A 13,389-nucleotide genomic window follows, 5' to 3' on the forward strand; every position below is an offset into this window, starting at 1 on the left:
GCCCGCCGGACGGGCCGCGGGCGGGTTCGGGCCGGTTGCCGCCCGGCCGGCCGACGGCCGTTGCGCAGGCGTCCGGCGGCCGTCCGGCAAGAAGGAAAAAAGGGCACGGTCGGCGCAAAGCGCCGGCGTGTTCGGTAGCCGGCCGGTTCTGGCGCTTGCCGCTTGCCGCTATCCCATTGGGTGCGCCGCCACCATTCCGGCCGAGTCGTCTCCCGGCGACTGAAGTCCGCGCAGCCCGTCAGCGCCAGCCGATCAGCACGCGCCCCATCGCATCGAGCCCCATGTCGAACAGGTGCGACACGAACGGCACGAGGTTGGGCACCATCAGTTGCACGAGCAACAGCCCGACGAGCATCGTCACCGGAAAGCCGACCTGGAACACGCCGATCTGCGGCGCCGCGCGGTTCAGGATGCCGAGCGCGAGGTTCGCGATCAGCAGCGCCGCGACCACCGGCAGCGCGAGCAGCAGCCCCATCTCGACCACGGTCGCGCCGAACGCGGCAAGCGTGCGCCAGCCCGGCGCGTGCAGCAGGTCGCCCGACACCGGCAGCGACTGGAACGACGCGGCGAGCGCGGCGAACACCTGCAGGTGGCCGTCCACCGCGAGGAACGCGAGCATCACGACCGCGTTCAGGAAGCGGCCCATCGCCGGTGTCGCGCCGCTCGTGTGCGGATCGAAGAAGGTCGCGAAGCCGAGGCCCATCGACAGCCCGATGAAGTCGCCGGCCGCCTCGACGGCCGCGAACACGAGCTGCATCGTGAAGCCCATCGCGACGCCGATCAGGAATTGCGTGACGAGGATCCAGATGCCCGGCGCGGAGAACACGGTGACGTCCGGCATCGCGCCGAGCGTCGGCGCGACGACCAGCGCCATGAACGCGGCCAGGCCGATCTTCGCGCGCACCGGCACCGCCGCGTGGCCGACGACGGGCGCCGTCGCGACGAGCGCGAGCATCCGCACGAACGGCCACAGGAACGCGGTGAGCCAGCCGTTGAGCTGCGCGTAGGTAACCGAGAACATCGCCGCCGGCGCTGTGCGCGGCTCAGCCGGCGCCGAGCGTCGCGACGTGCAGCAGCGTCTGCCGCAGGTAGTCGAGCATCGTCGTCAGCATCCACGGGCCGGCGATCACGAGTGTCGCGGCGACCGCGAGCAGCTTCGGGATGAACGACAGCGTCGCTTCGTTGATCTGCGTCGCGGCCTGGAACAGGCTCACGACGAGGCCGACCGCCAGCGCGACCAGCAGCAGCGGGGCCGCGAGCAGCAGGCCGACCATCATCGCCTGGTGCGCGAGCGTCATCACTTGTTCGGGTGTCATCGCGCGTGTTCCTCCGCTTAACTGAAGCTCTGCGCGAGCGAGCCGATCAGCAGTTGCCAGCCGTCGACCAGCACGAACAGCATCAGCTTGAACGGCAGCGACACGGTGGACGGCGACACCATCATCATCCCCATCGACATCAGCACGCTCGCGACGACCATGTCGATGATCAGGAACGGGATGAACACCGTGAAGCCGATCTGGAAGCCGGTCTTCAGCTCGCTCGTGACGAACGCGGGCACCAGCAGCGACAGCGGCACGTCCTCGGGGCCCTGCATCGGCGCGGCCTTCGAGATCTTCGCGAACAGCGCGAGATCGGTCTCGCGGGTCTGCTTCAGCATGAAGGTCTTGAACGGCGCGACGCCGCGCTGCACGGCCTGCTCCATCGGCATCGAGCCGTCGGAGAACGGCTTGTAGCCGTCGTTGTACGCCCGGTCGAGCACCGGCGACATCACGAAGAAGGTGAGGAACATCGCGAGGCCGACGAGCACCTGGTTCGGCGGCGTGGTCGCGGTGCCGAGCGCCTGGCGCAGCAGCGACAGCACGATGATGATGCGCGTGAAGCTCGTCATCATCAGCAGCATCGCCGGCAGGAACGACAGCATCGTGAGCAGCAGCATCGTCTGCACGCTCAGCGAATAGGTGGTGCCGCCGTGCGGGCCCGGGCTCGCGTTGAACGCGGGCAGGCCGTTCGCCTGCGCGCAGGCAAGCGCGGGCGCGAGACAGAGGATCAGCACGGGCGCGACGCGCGCCGCGCGCCGCAAGAATGCGTGTTTCATCGGAATGCGAGGTCGGAAAGAGGGCGCGGCGCCATGTCAGCGGTCCTTGCCGCGACCGAGGCGTTTCGCGGCTTCGCCCGCGAGCGCGTCGCGAAACCGCGAGCCGAACGTGCCGGGCAGGCCGGCGTCGGCCGCATCGCCGCCCGCGGCCGCGCCGGCCGGGGCCGAACCCGCGGTCGCGGCGGCCGCCGTCGAACCGGCCGGCAGCGTATGCAGCAGGCGCACGTTGCCCGGCGCGACGCCGAGCACGAGCCAGGTGTCGCCGATCTCGACGATCGTCGCGCTTTCCTTCGCGCCGAGCCCGACGCTCGACACGACCTTCAGCGGGCCGCCGCGCCGTGCGGGCTGGAAGCCGAAGCGGCGGGCAAGCCATGCGCACGCGAACACGAGGCCGATCACGACCGCGAGCCCGACGAGCGTCTGCAGCACCGCGCCGATGCCGAGCGACGGCGCGGCCGAACCGACCGTCACGCTCGACGCGATCGAACCGGCGTGGTTCACCGCGTTCATGTCGGCGGCGCCGGCCGGCGCGCACGCAAGCGCCGCGACGGCGGCCAGCGCCGGCGCCGCGATCGCGCCGCATGCGCGCTGGCCGGGCATCGCGACGTTCATCGATTCAGCTTCCGGATGCGTTCGGCCGGCGTGATGATGTCGGTCAGGCGGATGCCGAACTTGTCGTTGACGACCACGACCTCGCCCTGCGCGATCAGGCAGCCGTTCACGAGCACGTCCATCGGCTCGCCGGCCATGCCGTCGAGCTCGACGACCGAGCCCTGCGCGAGCTGCAGCAGGTTGCGGATCGCGATCTTCGTGCGGCCGAGCTCCACGGTCATCTTGACCGGGATGTCGAGGATCATCTCGATGTCGTTGTGCGTCGAGTTCGCCGCGGCCTTCGACAGCGGCTGGAACACGCCGGCGCCCGTCGCCCCCGCCTGCACCGGCTGCTGGTTCTGCTCGGCAAGCGCGGCCGCCCAGTCGTCCATGCCCGGATCCTCGTCGGCCGCGGCCGGCGCCTGCGCGTCGGCGGCCGACGCCGCGAGGGCCGCATCGGCCATCGCCTGCATGTCGTCGTCGGGCGTCTGGTTCAGCTCACTCATATCCACCTTCCTTCATCGAATCGCTCGCGCCGATCATCTTCTGCACGCGCAACGCATATTGACCATTGAAAATTCCGTAGCCGCATTCCATCACCGGCACGCCGTCGACCTTCGCGGTGATCGTGTCCTCGATCTCCAGCGGCAGCACGTCGCCCGCGCGCAGATTCAGGATCTTCTCGAACGTCGACGGGATCTCGGCCAGATTGGCGGTCAGCTCGACCTCGGCGGCCTGCACCTGCTGCGACAGCACGCGCACCCAGCGGCGGTCGACTTCGAGCGCCTCGCCCTGGATCGGCGAGCTGAGCACGTCGCGGATCGGCTCGATCATCGAGTACGGCATGCAGATGTGCAGCGTGCCGCCCGTCGGCCCGAATTCGATCGAGAACTGCGTGACGATCACGATCTCGTTCGGCGTCGCGACGTTCGCGAACTGCGTGTGCATTTCCGAGCGCACGAATTCGAACTGCAGCGGCCGCACGCTTTTCCATGCGGTCGTGTAGTGCTCGAACACGAGGTTCAGCAGCTTGCCGATGATCCGCTGCTCGGTGGCCGTGAAATCGCGGCCCTCGACGCGCGTGTGGAAGCGCCCGTCGCCGCCGAACAGGTTGTCGACGACGAAGAACACGAGGTTCGGGTCGAACACGAACAGCGACGTGCCGCGCAGCGGCTTCACGTGCACCAGGTTCAGGTTCGTCGGAATCGGCAGGTTGCGGGTGAATTCGCTGTACTTCTGCACCTTCACCTGGCTGACGGAGATTTCCGCCGTGCGCCGCATGAAGTTGAAGATGCCGATCCGCAACAGGCGCGCGAAACGGTCGTTGATGATCTCGAGGCCGGGCATCCGGCCGCGGACGATGCGCTCCTGCGTCGCGATGTTGTAGGGGCGGACGCCCGACGTGTCGCGCTGCTCGTCGACCGCATCGGTTTCGCCCGTGACGCCCTTGAGGAGGGCATCGACCTCCTCCTGGGACATGAACTCCTGGTGACCCATACGCGCTCCTTTCGCGGCCGCGTTACTGGACGACGAACTCGGTGAACAGGACGTCGTCGACCTTCGCGCGCTGGTTGCCCGGCTGCGTCGGCTGCTCGATCAGATCCCGCAGCTCGTTCGCGAGCGAACGTTTGCCGTCCGGCGTCGCGAGTTCCTCGGGATGCTTGTTCGACAGTGCGAGCAGGATCCGGCTGCGGATTTCCGGCATCCGCGCGGTCAGTTGTTCCTGCGCCTTCGGGTCGGTGAGCTTCAGCGACAGGCCGACGCGCAGGTAGTGCTGTGCGCCGTCGTCGGACTGCAGGTTCACGGTCAGCGGGTCGAGCGCGAAAAACGTCGGCGCGGCGAGCGGCGCCGGCTCGGCGGGCGCGCTCGCATGGCCGACGCCTGCCTTGCTCAGGAACACGTACATGCCGCCGGCGGCGGCGGCAGCCGCGCCCAGCGCGATGACGGCGATGAGCGCGATGCGCTTGATCTTGCCGGACGAAGCCGGCTTGTCGGCGGTCGGGGTTGCGGTCGTGGCCATGTGAATGCGTGCGTGATGTCTCGTAGCATGCATTGTTCGGCATCCGGGCCGAGGCCGATGGGCGGAAAAGAGGGGGGAATTGCGGCTATCTCAGCCGATTGTCCCGACGGTCGGCCGGGTGTCGGCTCGACGCCGGGCAGCAACGGCGGGAAAACGAGCAACGGGGCGAGGGTAGAGTGCGGCGGGCGGGAACCGGGCACGCCGGACGGAGCGAGCGGGCGCGACGGCAAGGCGGGCGGCGGCGCCCGCCCGTGCATCGTCAGATCGGCAGCAGCGTGAGCAGCGGCGCGATCAGCACCATCGCGACGCCCGCGATCATCATCGTCAGGCTCGACACGACGCCTTCCTCGCTGCCGATCTCGCGCGCCTTCGCGGTGCCCACGCCGTGGGCGGCCGCGCCGAACAGCGCGCCGCGCGCGAGCCGGGTGCGCATCGGCACGAGCGCCAGTACCAGTTCGCCGAGCAGCATCCCGCAGATGCCGGTCGCGATCACGAAGAGGGCGGTGAGATCCTTCGGCGCGTGGATCTTGTCCGACACGGCGAGCGCGAACGGCGTCGACACCGAGCGCGTCATCAGCGAGCGCTGCAGCTCGGGCGACAGGTGCAGCAGCTTCGCGAGCAGCAGCGACCCGCATACGCCCGCGGCGATCCCGACCGCGACGCCGACCGACAGCGACAGCCAGTGGCGGCGGATCAGCTCGCGATACTCGTAGATCGGCACCGCGAACGCGATCGTCGCCGGGCCGAGCAGCCACATCAGCCAGCGCGTGTCGCGAAAATAGACCGAATACGGGATGCCGGTCAGCAGCACGAGCAGCACCAGCACGCCCGGCACGAACACGAGCGGCGAGAACAGCAGCGTCTTCTTGTACGCATAGAGCCGCTTCGACGCGAAATACAGCACGACCGTCAGCACGAAGCAGCCGACGGAGATCGCGGTATTCACGCGATCGGCGGGCAGGTTCGACAGCGCGGCGAGCATGGGCGGCTCCGGCTCAGTGCGCGACGGCGCTCAGGCGCGTACGGCGGCGCTCGGCGAATACGCGCTGCGCGGCGAGCCGGCGTTCGAGCTTCGCGGCGAGATCGACCGCCACGGCCACCGCGACCATCACGAACGCGGTGCCGGCGAGCATCACCAGCGCGATGCGCCAGCCGTCCTCGCGGAACAGCCCGCCGTACTGCACCGCCGCGACGGCGGCCGGCACGAAGAACAGCAGCATGTCGGACAGCAGCCAGTTCGCGCCGTCCTTCACCCACGCCGGTGCGACGCGGCCCGAGAACAGCAGCACGAGCAGCACCGCGAGGCCGATCACGCCGGACGGAATCGGCAGCCCGACCTTGCGCACGGCCCAGTCGACCGCCATCCACAGCACGCCGAGCGCGGCGGCTTGCAGCACGATCCGGCCCGTGTGCGCGAGGCTGCCCGAAGCGGCGGGGCGGGCGGCAGCAGTGGCGGTCGGCTTGTTCATGACGGGCTCCATACGGATGTTTCTGTCGATGGCGTCAGTATAGGGTTTCCCCTAACCATAAATAAAATGACTTGTCTCTATCCTTATCATTCCAATTCGGAATTCGTTTTGATGTTGCCGCACCAATCTGGGGAGTGATCGATGGAATTGCGCGCGCTGCGGTACTTCGTCGAGGTGGTTCGCCAGCAGAGCTTCACCGCGGCGGCCGACAAGCTGTTCGTCACGCAGCCGACCATCAGCAAGATGGTGAAGGCGCTGGAAGACGAGATCGGTTCGCCGCTCCTGCTGCGCGACGGCCGGCAGATGGTGCTGACCGACGCCGGGCGGATCGTGTTCCAGCGCGGCCAGGACGTGCTCGCCGCGCAGGCGCAGCTGCAATCGGAGCTGAACGATCTCGGCACGCTCGGACGCGGCGAGCTGACCATCGGCATTCCGCCGCTCGGCGGTTCGCTGTTCACGCCGATCATCGCCGCATACAAGCAGCGCTATCCGAACATCGAGCTGAAGCTGTTCGAGCAAGGCGCGCGGATGATCGAAGCCGCGCTGACGTCGGGCGAGCTGGAACTCGGCGGGCTGCTCGAGCCGGTCGATCCCGGCACGTTCGAGCGGCTGCCGATGGTGCGCGCGCCGCTGTGGCTCGTCGCGCCGCGCGAATCGCGCTGGGAGGAGCACGCGGCCGTGCCGCTCGCCGATCTCGCACGCGAATCGTTCGTGTTCTATGCGGAAAGCCTCGCGCTGCACGATGCGGTGCTCGATGCGTGCCGGCAGGCCGGCTTCACGCCGTCGATCGTGAGCCGCAGCGGCCACTGGGATTTCATGGCCGCGCTCGTGCATGCGGGCGTCGGTATCGCGCTGCTGCCCGAGCCGTATTGCCGGCGGCTCGACGCGGGCCAGTTCACGTGCCGGCCGATCGTCGAGCCGGAAATCACGTGGGCGATCGCGCTCGGCTGGCTGAAGAAAGGCTACCTGTCGCACGCGGCGCGGGCATGGCTCGACGTCGCGCGGGCGACGCTGCCGCTCGCGGCGGGCGACGATCTGGCGTTCGGGGGGCTGCGGGCGAGGGATTGAGGGTCGCGCTCAGGCTCGGCGCGATCAGACGTGCCGAATCGGGCCCGGATACCGGGCAAGCGTATGGTCGTGCGTGAGCAACGTGACGCCTTCCGAAATCGCCTGAGCAATCAGGACCCGATCAAACGGATCACGATGCACTGCCGGCAGTTGTTCCACGGCGAGAACATGCTCGCTCGTGATCGGCAATTCGACGTAGCCGGCGTCGAGCAGATTGCGACGCAGCACGTGCGGATCGACTTGAAAATCATTGCGGTCGAGCCTGCGCTTGATCACGATCTCCCACAGACTTGCGACGCTGAACAACAGGGTATAGGCGGGATCCTCGATGAGCGTGCGGGCACGATCCGGCAATTCGGTCGCGTCCGCCGCCGCCCAAAGGATCAGGTGTGTATCGAGCAACAGTTTCACGCGTCGCCCTCGAACAGCTTCCGGATGGCCTCGTCGCCCATCGTGTCGAAGTCGGGCGGCACGACGATCTGCCCCTTCATGAAGCCGATCCGCGCCGGCTGGGGCGCCTCGGGCGCATCGATCGGCACGACCTTGACGAGCGGCTTGCCGGCCTTCGCGATCACGAATGGTTCACCCGCATGAACTGCCTCGTCAATCAGACGCGACAGGTTCGTCTTCGCGTCATGCATGTTGTAGGTCTGCATGGCATCCCTCAAATAAACTAAGTTCAATTGATATGTTAGCTTAGTTTATATGGAGTCTGCCCGCAAGACCGCGGTCGCCTGCATACAGGACTGGCCGTCAATGCCCCATCGCCGGCCCCGCGCCCTTCTTCGGCTTCGTGATCCACACGAGTGCCGCGAGCGCGATGAACATCACCGCCGACAGATGGAAGAAGTCGTTGGTCGCCATCATGAAGCCCTGCTGCGTGACGAGCTGGTTGAGCTGCGCATTGGCCGTCTGCCCGACGATGCCGAGCTGCGCGAGCGCGCCCTGGTAGTCGGTCGTGTTCTGCGCATAGACGCTCACCGATTCCGACAGCCGCGCATGATGGTAGATCGCGTCGTTCTCCCAGAACGTCGAGCTGGCCGCGGTGCCGATCGCGCCGGACAGCGTGCGCAGGAAGTTCGACAGCCCCGACGCGCTCGCGAGCCGTTCGTCGGAGATGCTCGACAGCGTGATCGTCGTCATCGGCACGAAGAAACACGCGACGCCGATACCCTGCACGAGCCGCGGCAGGATCACGTGGTTGAACGGCACGTCGAGCGTGAACGTCGCGTTCCACATCGACACGCCCGCGAACACGATGAACGCGAAGCTCGCGACCATCCGCAGGTCGAGCCGGTGCATGTTGCGGCCGATCAGCGGCGACAGCACGAGCGCGAGCAGCCCGACCGGCGCGGTCGCGAGGCCGGCCTTGCCGGCCGTGTAGCCCATCACCGTCTGCAGCCACAGCGGGAAGATCACGACCGAGCCGAAGAACGCCATGAAGCCGAACGAGATGATCAGCGCGCCGAGCGCGAAGTTGCGGTCCTTGAAGAGCGTGAGGTCGACCACCGGCTCCTTCTCGGTCGCCTCCCACACGAGCATGAACGCGAGCGACACGACCGCGATCAGCGCGAGCGCGACGATGAACGACGAGTTGAACCAGTCGCGGTCCTTGCCGAGGTCGAGCATCATCTGCAGGCACGACACGCCGATCACGAGCAGCGCGAGGCCGATCGCGTCGATCCGCTGCTTCGACGTCTTCGTTTCGCGGCCGCGCAGCAGGAAGTACGCGCAGGTCGCCGAGAACACGCCGATCGGCAGGTTGATGTAGAAGATCCACGGCCACGTGTAGTTGTCACTGATCCAGCCGCCCAACAACGGGCCGAAGATCGGCGCGACGATCACCGTCATCGCCCATAGCCCGAGCGCGAGCCCGCGTTTCGCGGGCGGGTAGCTGCGCATCAGGATCGTCTGCGACAGCGGCACCATCGGCCCCGACACGAGGCCCTGCACCAGCCGGAACGCGATCAGCGTCTCGAAGTTGGTCGCGAGGCCGCACAGCGCCGACGCGATCGTGAACGCGAGCACGGACAGCGTGAACAGCCGCACTTCGCCGACCCGCCGCGCGAGCCAGCCGGTGAGCGGCACCGCGATCGCGGACGCGACCGAGTACGACGAAATCACCCACGTGCCCTCGCTCGTCGCGACGCCGAGGCTGCCCGAGATGGTCGGCACCGCGACGTTCGCGATCGACGTGTCGAGCACTTCCATGAAGGTGCCGAGCGCGAGCCCGACGGTCAGCAGCGCGAGCGCGCCGCCGGTCAGCGGTGCCGGTTCGGCAGCGGGGGAGGGGGCGGATGCCGTGGTGGCGGACATCGGAATCTCCTAGACGCGGCGCGCGCGACGCGCCGGCACAACGCACGGACGCGCGACGCAGCGCGGCCCGGCCGGGTGGAATGAAAAAGGGGAAAAGCGGAGCGCGTGCCTCGTCATCTTCTGCCCAGACAGAGAAATAAGCGAACGTTTAACTGAGACATGAGAGGCTCCGCGCGCATCAGCAGTCGGCTTCGTCAGGCTTCGGGCAGCCGGTCGAGCCGAGCCCGTTGGCGATGAAGCGCTGCAGCAGGCCGGTGAGCGTCGCGAGTTCGTCGGCCGAGAAGCCTTCGAGCTGCGCGTTGAGCACGGTCGCGACCAGCGACGGCAGCGCGCGGGCGGCTTCGATGCCGCGCTCGGTCAGCGTCAGCTCGATCATCCGGCGATCCTGCTCGCTGCGCGTGCGTGCGATCAACCCCTTGCGTTCGAGCCGGTCGAGCATGCGCGTCATCGACCCGCTGTCGTACGACATCTTGCGCGACAGTTCGAACGGCGTGCGTGCGTAGCCGCGCGACAGCAGCAGGATCACGCCGATCTGCTGCGCGGTGAGGTCGAGCGGCTCGAGCGCACGATCCATCCGCTCGACGAGCGCCTGCTTCGCCTTCGACAGGTAATAGCCGAGGCTCGTTTCCAGCGCGATGTTCTCGGGATCGTAGAGGCCGCCGGTCATACGATTGCGCGCGCAGCAATAGTGCGTTTCGGGTTAAAACGCGTCCAGTATCTTGAAAAATGATTGCTTAGTCAATATTATTTGAGTCAACCAGTTACGACGTGCATGTTGCACTGCCGGAGACTATGTTCTGACCGATTGGCCCGCGCTGCCGGGCACCCGAGGATGTTCGCGATGCTGTTCCTGAAAAATGCCGCCGGCGCGCTGCGCCGCAACCTGACCGATACCGCTCATCATGTGTTTTCCGGGCCGCACCGCGGCTGGAAAATCGCGCTGTACGTGACGATGCTGGTCGTGCCTGGCGGCTCGCTCGCGGCGCTCGGGTTCGCGTGGTTCGATCATCGCCGGCAGCGCAACGCGAAGGGCGGTGCCCGCCGCACGAGCCAGCCGGCCGCGACGGAGCCGTCGACATGGCGGGCCGCCGCCGAACCCGTCCCGGCGCCCGTGCGCTGCCACTGACGCCGCACCGCTTCCGCGCGCCACCTATCCCGCCCGATTCCGGCCTGTCTGATCGCCGGCCGCGTCACGCGCGGCCGGCGTCGTACGCCCGTTTGCCCACCTGCCGTCCCGCAAGCAAGCCGTAATAGCCGGTAACCCGGCCGGCCGCGCCGGTAACACATCCGGGCCGCCGCGCACCGTACCCTTAGGGCTGCGCAGCTTTCTCGCCGTCAGTTACCATTTGTCCGCCAGCGGCATGACGACCGCATCGCGCGGCGCCGCTCGCCGGCCGCCACGCCCAGACAGGAAAACCACCATGCCGTACGCTTCCCTCCCGCGCGCCGTTCGCCCGCTGAGCGCCGCCGTCGCCATTGCGACGGCCGTGCTGCTCGCCGGCTGCGCCGTCGGGCCCGACTATCACCGGCCCGACACGTCGATCCCCGCCGCCTTCAAGGAAGCGCCGGCCGGCTGGAAAGTCGCGCAGCCCGCCGATCGCGCCGACCGCGGCGCGTGGTGGACGGTCTACAACGATCCGCAGCTCGATGCGCTGATCGGCAAGCTCAACGCGTCGAACCAGACCATCGCGCAATCGGCGGCCGCCTACCGGCAGGCGCGCGCGCTCGTCACCGAGGCGCGCGCCGCGTATTTCCCGACCGTCGGGCTGAGCGCATCGGGCTCGCGCGCGCGGACGCCGCGCACGTCGCTGTCGTCGGGCTCCTCGTCGAATTTCGGCAGCGGATCGACGGGGTCGATCAACAACAGCTACAGCATCGGCCTCGACGCCAGCTGGGAACCCGACCTGTGGGGCAAGGTGAGTCGCACCGTCAGCGCGCAGCGCGCCGGCGAAGCGGCCGCCGCGGCCGATCTCGCGAACGCGCGGCTGTCGCAGCAGGCGCTGCTCGCGCAGACCTATTTCCAGTTGCGCACGTCCGACGCGCTGCAAAAGCTGCTCGACGACACCGTGAAGTCGTACGAACGGTCGCTGCAGCTCACGCAGAACCAGTACGCTCAGGGCGTCGCCGCGCGCGCGGACGTGATCCAGGCGCAGACGCAGTTGCAGAGCGCGCAGGCCGCGCAGATCGACAACGGCGTCGCCCGCGCGCAGTACGAGCATGCGATCGCGACGCTGATCGGCGAGCCGGCGTCGACCTTCTCGCTGCCGCCGGCCCCGCTCGCCGCCGAGCCGCCGATCACGCCGGTCGACGTGCCGTCCGCGATCCTCGAGCGCCGGCCCGACGTCGCGGCGGCCGAGCGCCGCGCGGCGGCCGCGAACGAGCAGATCGGCGTCGCGATCGCTGCATTCTTCCCCACCCTGACGCTGTCGGCCAGCGGCGGCTTCCAGAGCTCGGTGTGGTCGCAACTGTTCACGCTGCCGGCGCGCTTCTGGACGGTCGGCCCGCAGCTCGCGGCCACGCTGTTCGACGCGGGCCTGCGCGCCGCGCAGACCGACGCCGCGCGCGCGACCTACGACCAGGACGTCGCCGCCTATCGCCTCGCGGTGCTCACCGCGTTCCAGGACGTCGAGGACAACCTCGCGTCGCAGCGCATCCTCGCGCAGGAAATCGACGTGCAGCGGCAGGCCGTCGACAGCGCCGAGCACGCGCTCGCGATCGTCACGAACCAGTACAAGGCCGGCACGGTCGCGTACCTGAACGTGCTGACCGCGCAGACCACCGCGTTTACCGCGCAGCAAAAGCTCGCGACGATCGCCGGGCAGCGGATGGTGTCGTCGGTCGGGCTCGTGAAGGCGCTCGGCGGCGGCTGGAACGTAGCGGAGATGGCGCGCGAGAACGGCGACATGGCGGCGCCGGCGCCTTTGCCGGCGTCCGGTGCGGCCGCGCCCGCGGCCACCGCACCGTCGGCGGCCGCGCCGCTCGCGCAGAAGTAGGAAGGGAAGCGGCTGACGCGCGCGTTCAGCGCTGCGCGTCGCCGAAGATCAGCGACACCTGGTTGTTGCCGATCGGATGCCCGAGCAGGTTCAGCAGCCCGGCGAGGTTCGCCTGCTGCTCGGGCGCCGCATGCGCGGTCCCGCGGAACGATCCCTGACCGGGGCCGAAGCTGCCGTGCCCGTCGAGGAACAGCGGGCCCTGCGTCGTCGACAGATCGAGATCGGCGCCCGCACCCTTCGCCTGCAATACCGCCCGGTACGAACCGAGCGGCTTCACGCGCGACACGCGCGAACTCATCGAATCGATCGTCACCGTCAATTGGCCGAACGCGTTGTTGCCGATGAGCCGCCAGTCGCTCCAGCCGAGCCGCACGTCGCCCTGCAGGTCGAGCGTGTTGAACGGCGTGCCGAGCCCCGCGAGCAGCGACGCGGGCACGGCCATCGTGCCCGCCGACAGCACCGCGCCGCGCCACGTCGCATCGAGCGTGACCGCATCGGGCATCGCTTCCGTCTGCCGCATGCGCATCTGCACGCGCCCGGTCAGCAGCGGCCAGAAGCGCGTGGTCCATTCGACCCGGCCCGGCAGCAGCGTCGCCGCGCTCTGATCGGCGCCCGGCGCGAGCATCAGCGTGCCCGAGCCATGCCACAGCGATCCGTCCGGATCGACGAGATTCACGTGGCCGCCGGTCGCACGCGCGAACTGCGGCGCGATCCACGCGGCCGGCGCGAGCGCGACGAGCGTCACCGCCGTCGCCAGGCCGCCCGCCAGCACCCACGGCAACACGGCGACGAGCCACCTTGCCCACGGCCGCATCGGCCGGCCTTCGTTTGCCTCAT

17 protein-coding genes are annotated in these 13,389 nt (G+C 68.6%); 3 read left to right on the forward strand and 14 right to left on the reverse strand.

Translation table 11 applies throughout. From position 1 onward, the window contains the following. Positions 1-238: 238 nt before the first annotated feature. From fliR to WS89_RS08245, 9 genes are all read right to left on the reverse strand, one after another. Positions 239-1,021: a flagellar biosynthetic protein FliR gene (gene fliR / locus WS89_RS08205; RefSeq protein WP_059790442.1), complete on the reverse strand. Its 783-nt coding sequence runs from the start codon at positions 1,019-1,021 to the stop codon at positions 239-241. 22 nt (positions 1,022-1,043) lie between these two features. Then, on the reverse strand, positions 1,044-1,316 hold the full coding sequence (gene fliQ, locus WS89_RS08210; RefSeq protein WP_006401718.1) for a flagellar biosynthesis protein FliQ: 273 nt from the start codon (positions 1,314-1,316) through the stop codon (positions 1,044-1,046). Positions 1,317-1,333: 17 nt separating this feature from the next. Beyond that, positions 1,334-2,095 (reverse strand): flagellar type III secretion system pore protein FliP, encoded by a 762-nt coding sequence (fliP, locus tag WS89_RS08215; protein WP_059503093.1) that lies wholly within the window; start codon positions 2,093-2,095, stop codon positions 1,334-1,336. Between the two features lie 36 nt (positions 2,096-2,131). Then, a complete protein-coding gene (gene fliO / locus WS89_RS08220) occupies positions 2,132-2,707 on the reverse strand; it encodes a flagellar biosynthetic protein FliO (protein WP_059790445.1) in 576 nt (191 codons plus the stop codon). Further along, a complete protein-coding gene (gene fliN / locus WS89_RS08225; protein ID WP_034209688.1) occupies positions 2,704-3,192 on the reverse strand; it encodes a flagellar motor switch protein FliN in 489 nt (162 codons plus the stop codon). The genes fliO and fliN overlap by 4 nt, the downstream gene beginning before the upstream one ends. Next, positions 3,185-4,183 carry a flagellar motor switch protein FliM gene (gene fliM, locus WS89_RS08230; RefSeq protein WP_034209687.1) on the reverse strand — a complete coding sequence of 333 codons (999 nt, stop codon included), beginning with the start codon at positions 4,181-4,183 and terminating at the stop codon, positions 3,185-3,187. The genes fliN and fliM overlap by 8 nt, the downstream gene beginning before the upstream one ends. 22 nt (positions 4,184-4,205) lie before the next feature. Beyond that, positions 4,206-4,706, reverse strand: a complete 501-nt coding sequence (fliL, locus tag WS89_RS08235) for a flagellar basal body-associated protein FliL (protein ID WP_095211793.1) — start codon at positions 4,704-4,706, stop codon at positions 4,206-4,208. Between the two features lie 259 nt (positions 4,707-4,965). Continuing rightward, on the reverse strand, positions 4,966-5,688 hold the full coding sequence (locus WS89_RS08240) for an LrgB family protein (protein WP_059503099.1): 723 nt from the start codon (positions 5,686-5,688) through the stop codon (positions 4,966-4,968). Positions 5,689-5,701: 13 nt separating this feature from the next. Then, positions 5,702-6,175, reverse strand: a complete 474-nt coding sequence (locus WS89_RS08245; RefSeq protein ID WP_059503374.1) for a CidA/LrgA family protein — start codon at positions 6,173-6,175, stop codon at positions 5,702-5,704. A gap of 141 nt (positions 6,176-6,316) precedes the next feature. Here WS89_RS08245 and WS89_RS08250 point away from each other — a divergent pair, with 141 nt between their 5' ends. Next, positions 6,317-7,243: a LysR family transcriptional regulator gene (locus tag WS89_RS08250; RefSeq protein WP_059503101.1), complete on the forward strand. Its 927-nt coding sequence runs from the start codon at positions 6,317-6,319 to the stop codon at positions 7,241-7,243. A gap of 24 nt (positions 7,244-7,267) precedes the next feature. Here the strand turns inward: WS89_RS08250 and WS89_RS08255 are convergent, their stop codons facing one another. The 4 genes from WS89_RS08255 to WS89_RS08270 form a co-directional block, all read right to left on the reverse strand. Further along, positions 7,268-7,654 (reverse strand): type II toxin-antitoxin system VapC family toxin, encoded by a 387-nt coding sequence (locus WS89_RS08255; protein WP_059790447.1) that lies wholly within the window; start codon positions 7,652-7,654, stop codon positions 7,268-7,270. Continuing rightward, the gene (locus tag WS89_RS08260; protein WP_059503105.1) at positions 7,651-7,899 is read right to left on the reverse strand and encodes a type II toxin-antitoxin system Phd/YefM family antitoxin; all 249 of its coding nucleotides are present in this window, start codon (positions 7,897-7,899) and stop codon (positions 7,651-7,653) included. The genes WS89_RS08255 and WS89_RS08260 overlap by 4 nt, the downstream gene beginning before the upstream one ends. A 97-nt stretch (positions 7,900-7,996) precedes the next feature. After that, complete coding sequence (locus WS89_RS08265; RefSeq protein ID WP_059503107.1) at positions 7,997-9,559, reverse strand: DHA2 family efflux MFS transporter permease subunit; 1,563 nt, start codon at positions 9,557-9,559, stop codon at positions 7,997-7,999. A 178-nt stretch (positions 9,560-9,737) separates the two neighbouring features. After that, positions 9,738-10,226, reverse strand: coding sequence for a MarR family winged helix-turn-helix transcriptional regulator (locus WS89_RS08270; RefSeq protein WP_059503109.1), 489 nt, complete (start codon positions 10,224-10,226; stop codon positions 9,738-9,740). Positions 10,227-10,400: 174 nt separating this feature from the next. On the opposite strand from WS89_RS08270, the gene WS89_RS08275 reads away from it, so the two are divergent. After that, positions 10,401-10,685, forward strand: a complete 285-nt coding sequence (locus tag WS89_RS08275; protein WP_082725042.1) for a multidrug ABC transporter ATPase — start codon at positions 10,401-10,403, stop codon at positions 10,683-10,685. Between the two features lie 295 nt (positions 10,686-10,980). Then, positions 10,981-12,552 (forward strand): efflux transporter outer membrane subunit, encoded by a 1,572-nt coding sequence (locus WS89_RS08280; RefSeq protein WP_059503113.1) that lies wholly within the window; start codon positions 10,981-10,983, stop codon positions 12,550-12,552. Between the two features lie 25 nt (positions 12,553-12,577). On the opposite strand, the gene WS89_RS08285 is transcribed toward WS89_RS08280, so the two are convergent. Further along, positions 12,578-13,366, reverse strand: a complete 789-nt coding sequence (locus WS89_RS08285; protein ID WP_059503375.1) for a type II secretion system protein N — start codon at positions 13,364-13,366, stop codon at positions 12,578-12,580. Positions 13,367-13,389: the final 23 nt, after the last annotated feature.

This window comes from Burkholderia sp. MSMB1072 (genome assembly GCF_001524725.1).
Classification (GTDB): Bacteria; Pseudomonadota; Gammaproteobacteria; order Burkholderiales; family Burkholderiaceae; genus Burkholderia.

Coding starts and splice junctions, on each gene's coding strand:
- WS89_RS08280 (WP_059503113.1), top strand. CDS start 10,981: ATGCCGTACGCTTCCCTCCCGCGCGCCGTTCGCCCGCTGAGCGCCGCC.
- WS89_RS08260 (WP_059503105.1), bottom strand. CDS start 7,899: ATGCAGACCTACAACATGCATGACGCGAAGACGAACCTGTCGCGTCTG.
- WS89_RS08270 (WP_059503109.1), bottom strand. CDS start 10,226: ATGACCGGCGGCCTCTACGATCCCGAGAACATCGCGCTGGAAACGAGC.
- WS89_RS08265 (WP_059503107.1), bottom strand. CDS start 9,559: ATGTCCGCCACCACGGCATCCGCCCCCTCCCCCGCTGCCGAACCGGCA.
- fliO (WP_059790445.1), bottom strand. CDS start 2,707: ATGAACGTCGCGATGCCCGGCCAGCGCGCATGCGGCGCGATCGCGGCG.
- fliR (WP_059790442.1), bottom strand. CDS start 1,021: ATGTTCTCGGTTACCTACGCGCAGCTCAACGGCTGGCTCACCGCGTTC.
- fliP (WP_059503093.1), bottom strand. CDS start 2,095: ATGAAACACGCATTCTTGCGGCGCGCGGCGCGCGTCGCGCCCGTGCTG.
- fliN (WP_034209688.1), bottom strand. CDS start 3,192: ATGAGTGAGCTGAACCAGACGCCCGACGACGACATGCAGGCGATGGCC.
- WS89_RS08245 (WP_059503374.1), bottom strand. CDS start 6,175: ATGAACAAGCCGACCGCCACTGCTGCCGCCCGCCCCGCCGCTTCGGGC.
- WS89_RS08285 (WP_059503375.1), bottom strand. CDS start 13,366: ATGCGGCCGTGGGCAAGGTGGCTCGTCGCCGTGTTGCCGTGGGTGCTG.
- WS89_RS08240 (WP_059503099.1), bottom strand. CDS start 5,688: ATGCTCGCCGCGCTGTCGAACCTGCCCGCCGATCGCGTGAATACCGCG.
- fliQ (WP_006401718.1), bottom strand. CDS start 1,316: ATGACACCCGAACAAGTGATGACGCTCGCGCACCAGGCGATGATGGTC.
- fliM (WP_034209687.1), bottom strand. CDS start 4,183: ATGGGTCACCAGGAGTTCATGTCCCAGGAGGAGGTCGATGCCCTCCTC.
- WS89_RS08250 (WP_059503101.1), top strand. CDS start 6,317: ATGGAATTGCGCGCGCTGCGGTACTTCGTCGAGGTGGTTCGCCAGCAG.
- WS89_RS08275 (WP_082725042.1), top strand. CDS start 10,401: ATGCTGTTCCTGAAAAATGCCGCCGGCGCGCTGCGCCGCAACCTGACC.
- fliL (WP_095211793.1), bottom strand. CDS start 4,706: ATGGCCACGACCGCAACCCCGACCGCCGACAAGCCGGCTTCGTCCGGC.